Genomic DNA, 245 nt, shown 5'->3' with positions numbered 1-245 from the left:
CCGGCTGCCCGGGCTGCTGGCCAGGCACCGGCCCACGGTGGTGGTGATCGAGCTGGGCGGCAACGATGCCCTGCGCGGGCTGGCCCCGGCGCAGCTGCAGGGCAACCTGCAGAAGATGGTCGAGCTGTCGCGCCAGGCCGGTGCCCGGGTGCTGCTGCTGGGGATCGATGTCCCGCCCAACTACGGCCCGGCCTACCGCCAGCGGTTGAAGAAGGCCTATGCGGAGCTGGCCGCGCAGGACCAGG

Annotated in this window: 1 protein-coding gene; it reads left to right on the top strand. The window is 73.1% G+C overall.

Features of this window, described 5'->3' with window-relative positions; translation table 11 throughout:
- Window positions 1-245 (top strand): GDSL-type esterase/lipase family protein (locus tag SB822_RS59795; RefSeq protein WP_410859473.1); only part of this gene is annotated, 245 nt, incomplete at both ends.

Origin of the sequence: Paraburkholderia sp. SIMBA_054, from assembly GCF_046534875.1 — a bacterium.
In the GTDB taxonomy this organism is placed as follows: domain Bacteria; phylum Pseudomonadota; class Gammaproteobacteria; order Burkholderiales; family Burkholderiaceae; genus Paraburkholderia; species Paraburkholderia hospita.
This window is presented reverse-complemented; position numbering and strand designations above follow the sequence as displayed.